The organism is Kineococcus aridisoli (genome assembly GCF_050871885.1).
In the GTDB taxonomy this organism is placed as follows: Bacteria; Actinomycetota; Actinomycetes; order Actinomycetales; family Kineococcaceae; genus Kineococcus.
Window position 1 is genome coordinate 46,873 of sequence record NZ_JBJLSF010000020.1, and the last position, 6,905, is coordinate 53,777.

The 6,905-nt window shown below is 79.0% G+C and carries 7 protein-coding genes and 1 pseudogene; 4 read left to right on the plus strand and 4 right to left on the minus strand.

From position 1 onward, the window contains the following. Nucleotides 1-34 precede the first annotated feature (34 nt). The 3 genes from ACRYM2_RS08080 to ACRYM2_RS08090 are packed head-to-tail and all read left to right on the plus strand — an operon-like array spanning nt 35 to nt 3,203. A complete protein-coding gene (locus tag ACRYM2_RS08080; RefSeq protein WP_432521352.1) occupies nt 35-1,363 on the plus strand; it encodes a cytochrome P450 in 1,329 nt (442 codons plus the stop codon). Next, entirely contained in the window at nt 1,360-1,782 is a 423-nt protein-coding gene (locus tag ACRYM2_RS08085) for a RidA family protein (protein ID WP_432521336.1), read from the plus strand. The genes ACRYM2_RS08080 and ACRYM2_RS08085 overlap by 4 nt, the downstream gene beginning before the upstream one ends. A gap of 23 nt (nt 1,783-1,805) precedes the next feature. Beyond that, complete coding sequence (locus tag ACRYM2_RS08090) at nt 1,806-3,203, plus strand: GGDEF domain-containing protein (protein WP_432521337.1); 1,398 nt, start codon at nt 1,806-1,808, stop codon at nt 3,201-3,203. A gap of 17 nt (nt 3,204-3,220) precedes the next feature. Here the strand turns inward: ACRYM2_RS08090 and ACRYM2_RS08095 are convergent, their stop codons facing one another. Together ACRYM2_RS08095 and ACRYM2_RS08100 are read right to left on the minus strand one after the other, a co-directional pair. Continuing rightward, on the minus strand, nt 3,221-3,691 hold the full coding sequence (locus ACRYM2_RS08095) for a hypothetical protein (RefSeq protein WP_432521339.1): 471 nt from the start codon (nt 3,689-3,691) through the stop codon (nt 3,221-3,223). 44 nt (nt 3,692-3,735) lie between these two features. Then, on the minus strand, nt 3,736-4,701 hold the full coding sequence (locus tag ACRYM2_RS08100; RefSeq protein ID WP_432521340.1) for a P1 family peptidase: 966 nt from the start codon (nt 4,699-4,701) through the stop codon (nt 3,736-3,738). 48 nt (nt 4,702-4,749) lie between these two features. Between ACRYM2_RS08100 and ACRYM2_RS08105 the strand changes: the two genes are divergently transcribed. Further along, nucleotides 4,750-5,724, plus strand: coding sequence for a LysR family transcriptional regulator (locus ACRYM2_RS08105; protein ID WP_432521342.1), 975 nt, complete (start codon nt 4,750-4,752; stop codon nt 5,722-5,724). Here ACRYM2_RS08105 and ACRYM2_RS08110 read toward each other — a convergent pair. Both ACRYM2_RS08110 and ACRYM2_RS08115 read right to left on the minus strand, forming a co-directional pair. Then, nucleotides 5,663-6,535, minus strand: a complete 873-nt coding sequence (locus tag ACRYM2_RS08110) for a metal ABC transporter solute-binding protein, Zn/Mn family (RefSeq protein WP_432521344.1) — start codon at nt 6,533-6,535, stop codon at nt 5,663-5,665. The genes ACRYM2_RS08105 and ACRYM2_RS08110 overlap by 62 nt on opposite strands. Then, nucleotides 6,532-6,905, minus strand: a pseudogene (locus ACRYM2_RS08115) (hypothetical protein); the annotation flags it as partial. The pseudogene ACRYM2_RS08115 and the gene ACRYM2_RS08110, both read right to left, overlap by 4 nt.

Consider the following 6,905-nt stretch of genomic DNA (forward strand, 5'->3'; position numbering starts at 1 on the left):
CGCCCGCTACACCCCGCTGGCGGCCGACGGCCCGCTGCCGTGGGACATGGTCCGCGCGGTCCCGGGCATCCGGCGCGCCCCGCACGAGTTCCTCGCCGCCGTCGCCGCCCGCCACGGCGGCACCGCGGCGCTGCCGCTGCCGCGCACGCCCGTCCTCGTCCTCACCGACCCGCACGGCGTGCGCCGCGTCCTCGTCGACAACGCCCGCGCCTACGGCAAGGGCACGATCCAGTACCGGGCGCTGGCCGGCGTCACCGGTCCCGGCCTGCTGGCCAGCGACGGCGGGACCTGGCGCCGGCACCGCCGCGTCGCGCAGCCGGCCTTCCACCACGGCTCCCTGGACGCCGTCGCCGCGCACGCCGTCGACGCCGCCCGCCGGCTGGTCGCCGAGGTCGACGCCCTGCCCCCGGGCCGGCCGCTGGAGGTGCTGGGGGCCACCTCGCGCACCAGCCTGGAGGTCGTCGGGCACACCCTGGCCGCCGCGGACCTGTCCGGTGTCGCCGAGCGCCTGGTCGAGACCGTCGGGCGCGCCCTGGAGGTCGTCGTCGCCCGCGCCGCCAGCCCGGTGCCCGCGCGCTGGCCCACGCCGGCGCGCCGGCGCCTGCGCCGCCTGGTCGCCGAGATCGACGAGGTGTGCGCGCGCGTCGTGGCCCAGCGGCGCGCCGCCGGCCGCCTCGACGACCCCGCCGAGGCGCCGCAGGACCTCGTGGGGCTCATGCTCGCCGCCGGCATGGGCGAGCGCGAGGTCCGCGACGAGCTGGTGACCTTCGTCGTCGCCGGCCACGAGACCGTCGCCTCCTCGCTGACGTGGACGCTGGACCTGCTGGCCCGCCACCCGCACGTGCAGCAGCGGCTGCACGCGGAGCTGGCCGGGGTCCTCGGGGCGCCGGGGGCGGCGCGCGAGCCCGGCTGGGACGACCTGCGCCGGCTGCCGTACACCCGCGCCGTCGTCGACGAGTCGCTGCGCCTGTACCCGCCCGCGTGGGTGGTGACCCGCCAGGCGCTGGCCGACGACGTCGTCGCCGGTGTCGCCGTGCCCGCGGGCACGCTGGTCGTCATCAGCACCTGGGCGCTGCACCGCCACCCGGACGTGTGGGCGCAGCCGGAGGAGTTCCGCCCCGAGCGCTTCCTCGACGGCACCCGCCGGGAGGTCGGCTACGTGCCCTTCGGCGCGGGCCCGCGGCTGTGCATCGGGCGCGACCTGGCCCTGGTGGAGGAGGTGCTCGTGCTGGCGACGCTGCTGCGCGAGCACGCCGTGCGGCCCGCGCCCGGTCCGCGCCCGGCCGTGGAGGCCCTCGTCTCGCTGCGCCCGCGCGGCGGGCTGCCGCTGCTGGTGGAGCGGCTGGCAGGCTCCCCGGCATGAGCCGCAAGGAGACCGTCGTCCTCAGCCCCGCCGAGGGCGTGCCGCCGCAGGTGGGCCCGTTCGCGCACGCCGTCCGCTTCGGCGACCTCGTCTTCGTCACCGGGCAGATGCCCACCGACCCCGCCACCGGCGAGCTCGTCGCCGGCGGGCTGGCCGAGCAGGCCGAGCAGGTGCGCGCCAACCTCGCGGCCGTCCTCGCCGGCTGCGGGCTGAGCTGGGACGACGCCCTGCAGGTGCGGGTCTACCTGCGCCGCTTCGAGGAGCACTTCGAGGAGTTCAACGACGCCTACCGCGGCTGGTTCGCCGGGCCGCTGCCGGCGCGCACGACCGTCGGCGTCACGGGGCTGGCCGTCGGCGCGCTCGTCGAGGTCGACCTCGTGGCCGGCGTCCCCTCGTCCGCGGAGCCGATCAAGGGCTGAACCGGCGCTGCCGATGAGGAGGCGTGGCCCTGCACCGGCGGCTGCCGGTGCCCGTCGCCGCAGCCCTCCTCGCCCTGGCGGTCGTGCTCGTCGCGGCCTGCCGCCTCGGCGCGCCCGCGCAGGCCGCGGCCGCGGTCCTGCCGGGGGTGCTGGCCGTCGCCGTCGCCGTGCTGCGGCTGCCCGGCCGGCCCGCCGGCCGGCGCACCGCCTGGCGGCTGCACGCCGCCGGCCTGGGGCTGGTCACCGCCGGCTACGCGCTCTTCCACGCGGGCCTGTCCCGCGGGGACGCCCCCGGCTACCCGCTGCCGGCGGACGTCCTCTTCGTGCCGGGCTCCCTGCTCGTCACCGCGGCGCTGCTGCTGCTGGGGCGCGGCAGCCGCGACCTGGCGGCCAGCGTCGACGCGGCGATCGCCGTCACCGGGGCGGCCGTCGCCGTGGCGGCCGTCCTGGTGCGCCCGGTGCTCGCGGAGCTGTCCGACCCGCTCCTGGTGGGCCTGACCGCCCTGTACCCGGCGCTGGACCTGCTGGGGCTGGGGCTGGTGCTGCGGCTGTGGCTGACCGGGTGCACCCCGAGCCGGCCGGCGCTGCTGCTGGCGGCGGCCTCCACCTGCCTGCTCGTCGGCGACGCGGCCTTCGGGGCGCTCGCGGCGGTGCTGCCGGTCGACCTGACGCCCTGGCTGGGGGTGCCCTTCAGCTGCGCGCTGCTGCTGCAGGCGCTCGCGCTGGACGCGCCGGGCTCGGACGAGGTCGGCGCCGGGCCGCCGCGCGCGCGGACGTGGTCGCGGGCGCACTGGTCGATGGTGGGCGCCTCCTCGTGCGTGCCCCCGCTGGTGCTGCTGGGCCAGGGCCTGCGCGGCGGGCCCGTCGACTGGGCCGTCATCGGGACGGGGGCGCTGCTGCTGTCCACGCTGTCGGTGACGCGGGTGCACCACGCGGTGGTGCGGGTGCAGGAGCAGGCGGAGCAGCTGGAGCGGCTGGCCCGCACGGACGCGCTGACCGGGCTGCCGAACCGCCGCAGCTGGGACGCCGAGCTGGGCCGGGAGCTGGAGCGCGGGCAGCCGCTGGCCGTGGCGCTGCTCGACCTCGACCACTTCAAGCGCCTCAACGACAGCCAGGGCCACCCGGCCGGCGACCGCGTGCTGCGCGAGGTGGCCGCCGCCTGGCGGGCGGTCCTGCCGCCCGGGACCTCCCTGGCCCGCTACGGCGGCGAGGAGTTCGCGCTGCTGCTGCCCGGCGAGGCGGCGGCCGCGGCGCCCGGGCTGGCCGAGCGGCTGCGGGCCGCCTGCCCGGCGCCGCAGACGGTGTCGGTGGGGCTGGCGCACCGCCGCCCCGGCGAGGGCGCGGGCGAGCTGCTGGCCCGCGCCGACGCGCAGCTGTACCGGGCCAAGGCCGCCGGTCGCGACCGGGTGTGCGAGGGCTGAGGCCGCGCGGGCACCGCTCAGGGCAGCTCCATCGTCTCCGCCCGGCGCACCTCCGCCAGAGCGGTCTCCAGGTGGCGCTGCAGCGGCCGCCGCGTCGCCGCGACGAGGTCGTGCACGAGCAGCAGCGAGTGCGGCAGCACCAGCGCGTGCGGCAGGCGCGGCAGCTCCTCGGGGTCCGGGTGCTCGCCCAGCGCGGCCGTGAGGACGACGACCAGGACGCGCGGGTCCAGCCCCGGCCACCACCCGGCGGCCCGTGCCGTCGCCGTGACGGCCGCGCGCACGTCGTCGCCGTCCAGGCCGTCGGGGTGCAGCTCCTCCAGGGCCCCGCGCAGCACCCAGCCGAGCACCGTGCGCACCTGCTCGGCGTCGAGGGCCGCCAGCTCGCCCGCCGCCGCGCTGAAGGCGGCGGCGTCCTGGGCGGCGGCCGCCTCCACGGCGCGGGCCGTCAGTCGTCGCAGGGTGCTCGGGTCGGTCGCAGCGCTGGGCACGGCGGCATCCTCGCGCACGTCCGCCCGGCCCTCCGACCCGCCGGTCAGCCCGGCCAGCGGGGCACGAGTAGCTCGCCGACGCGGACGGTCTCGGCCCGCTCGACGCCGTCGACGACGGCCGCGCGCACCGCCTGCGCGGCCGCGGCCTGGATCCGCACGAGCGCCTCCACCCGCTCGGCGCGCCCGGCGGGCAGGGGCAGCTGCCCGGTGGCGAGCGCGAAGGCGGTGTCGCCGTCGGTGAGGGTGTGCGCGGGCTCCAGCGCGCGGGCCAGGCCGTCGTGGGCGGCGGTCGCGGTGCGCGAGGTCTCCGCGGGGTCCAGGGCGGCGTTGGTGGCGACGCAGACGAGGGTGGTGTTGAGGGCGGGGGCGCCGTGCGGGCCGCTGCCCGGATCGCCGTGCCGGGCGCGGCCGGCCCCGTCGCGGGGGGCGCCGCCCCAGGTGGGCAGCCCGGCGGCGTTGACGACGGCGAGTGCCCCGACCACGAGCCCGGCGGCGAGGTCGTCGAGGCGGACCGAGGAGGTACCGGTCCCGCCCTTGAAGCGCCGCCCGAGCAGGGCGCCCGTGCCCGCCCCGGCGACACCGCGCTCGACGTGGGTGCCGGCGGCCGCGGCCGCCTCGTAGCCCATCTGCTCGGTGGGGTGGTTGCGGAACTCCCCGCCGCGGCCGAGGTCGAACACGGCGGCCGCGGGCACGATCGGGACGACGTCGTGCTCGCCGGGCCCCACCCGGAAGCCCCGGCCGCGCTCGGCGCACCAGCGCTGCACCCCGTGGGCGGTGACCAGGCCGTAGGCGCTGCCGCCGGTGAGCACGACGGCGTCGGCGGTCGGCACGAGCGTGCGCGGGTCGAGGGCGTCGGTCTCGTGGGTGCCGGGTCCGCCGCCGCGCACGTCGACGCCGGCGACCGTGCCGGGCGGGGGCAGCACGACGCTCACGCCGGTGAGCCAGCCGCCGCCGCGGCGGGTGACCTGGCCGACGAGGACGCCGGGGACGTCGGTGAGGGAGGGGTCCACGGCGCCAGTCTCGCGGTGCCGCCCGGGCGCCCGCCCTACGGTGTGCGGGTGCCCCTGGACCGCGTGCCGGACCTGCTGTCGCTGCGGTTGTTCGTCGCGGTCGTGGAGGGCGGCAGCATCGGGGCCGGGGCCCGCGCCCTCGGCGTGACGCAGCAGGCGGCCTCGGAGCGCCTGCGCGCCGTGGAGTCCCTCGTCGGGGTGGCGCTGCTGCACCGCAGCCGCCGGGGGTCGCAGCCGACGGAGGCGGGGACCCTGCTCGCCGGCTGGGCCGCGCGCCTGCTGGAGGCCGCCGCGGAGGTCGGGGAGGGGATCGCCACGCTGCGCGCGGACAGCGCGGCCCGGGTGCGCGTCGCCTCGAGCATGACGATCGCCGAGCACCTGGTGCCGCGCTGGCTGCTGGAGCTGCGCCGGCGCTCCACCCGGGCGGGGCGGACCCCGCCGGCGGTCGAGCTGACGGCGACGAACAGCGTCCGCGTCCTCGCCGCGGTCTCCGGGGGGCAGGTCGACCTGGGGTTCGTGGAGGGCACGGAGGCGCCCCGGGGGCTGCGCTCGCGCGTGGTCGCGGTCGACGAGCTCGTCGTCGTCGCCGCGCCCGGCCACCCGTGGGCGCGCCGCCGCCGGCCGGTGCCCGCGGCCGAGCTGGCGGCGACCCCGCTGGTGGCGCGCGAACCGGGTTCGGGCACCCGCCAGGTGCTGGAGCGGGCGCTGCTGGGGGCCGGCTGCGCGCCGGTGGCGCCCGCGGTGGAGCTCACGACGGCGACGAGCGTGCGCGAGGCGGTCCGGGCCGGCGCGGGGGTGGCGGCGCTCAGCCGGCTGGCCGTCGCCGACGACGTGGAGTCCGGCCGGCTCGTGCGGATCGCCGTCGACGGCCTCGACCTCACCCGGCGGCTGCGCGCGACGTGGGCCGGTCCGGCGAGGCTGCCGCCGGGACCGGCCCGCGAACTGCTGGAGGTGGCGGTGCTCAGCCCGCCGGGCGGGCGCACGGCAGCCCGGCCCGCAGCGCCGCCAGGTTCTCCCGCATGAGCTGCGGGTAGGTCTGGTCCTCCGCGACCCGCTCGATCGGGTGCAGCACGGCCGTGGCGACGCCGAGCTCCTCGGCCAGCAGCTCGGCGACCGCGGGGTTCGCCGTCGCCTCGAAGAAGATCGTCGAGACGCCGTCCTCGCGCACCACGCTCAGCACGTCGCGCACCCGGGCGGGGGAGGGCTCGACGCCGGGGTCGATCCCGGCGATCCCCACCTGCCGCAGGTCGTGGCGCTCGGCGAGGTAGGCGAAGGCCTCGTGCGCGGTCACCAGCACGGCGCCGGCGCAGCCCGCCAGCGCCCGCTCGAACTCCCCGTCGAGGGCCTCCAGGTCGGTCACGAGGCGCTCGGCGGACTCCGCGTACGCCGCGGCGCCGTCGGGGTCCACCTCGGTGAGCTCGGCGGCCACGTCGCGCCCCACCTGCGCCATCCGCAGCGGGTCGAGCCAGAAGTGCGGGTCGCGGTCGAGGTCGGCCACCCCGGCGGCGTCGACGAGGTGCTCCGGCGGGCGGGTGCGCAGCACGTCGTCCACGGCCGGCTGCAACCCGCTCAGGTGCACCACGACGTCGGCGTCCACGACCTCGGCGAGCTGGCGGGGGGAGACGTCCGCGTCGTGGGCGTCGGCGCCGGCGGCGAGCAGGTTCTGCACCCGGGCCCGCTCGCCCCCCACCTGCTCGGCCAGGTACTGCAGCGGGTAGGAGGTGGTCACCACGTCGAGCCCGCCGTCCCCGGCGGCCGGGTCCTCGCCGCCGCCGCACCCGCATAGGGCGAGGCCGCAGCAGGCGAGGGCCCCGGCGAGGGCGCGCAGCCTCACGCGTTCGCGCCCTCGTCCTCGTGCTCGCCTTCGTGGTCGCCTTCGTGGTCGTGGTCGGTGTGCTCGTCGGCTTCGCCGCTGACGCCCTTGAGCTCGTTGGGCGTCACGCTCAGCTGGCCGCTGCGGTAGACCTCGCCGGTGGCGATGTCGACCGCGTGCACGGACTTGGTGGCCGGGTCGCTGACGTAGGCGGTGCCCTCCATGGTGAACACCTGCGGCTGGGGGGCCTGCCAGTCCTCCTGGACCTGCCAGGGGGCGATCAGGGGGGTGGAGCGGGTCAGGGTGGCGGTGGCGGTGTCGATCACGTGCAGGGCGCCGTCGGTGCCCAGCACGACCGCTTCGCCGTGCTGGCCGCGTCCGATGGAGCGGT

Coding starts and splice junctions, on each gene's coding strand:
- ACRYM2_RS08085 (WP_432521336.1), top strand. CDS start 1,360: ATGAGCCGCAAGGAGACCGTCGTCCTCAGCCCCGCCGAGGGCGTGCCG.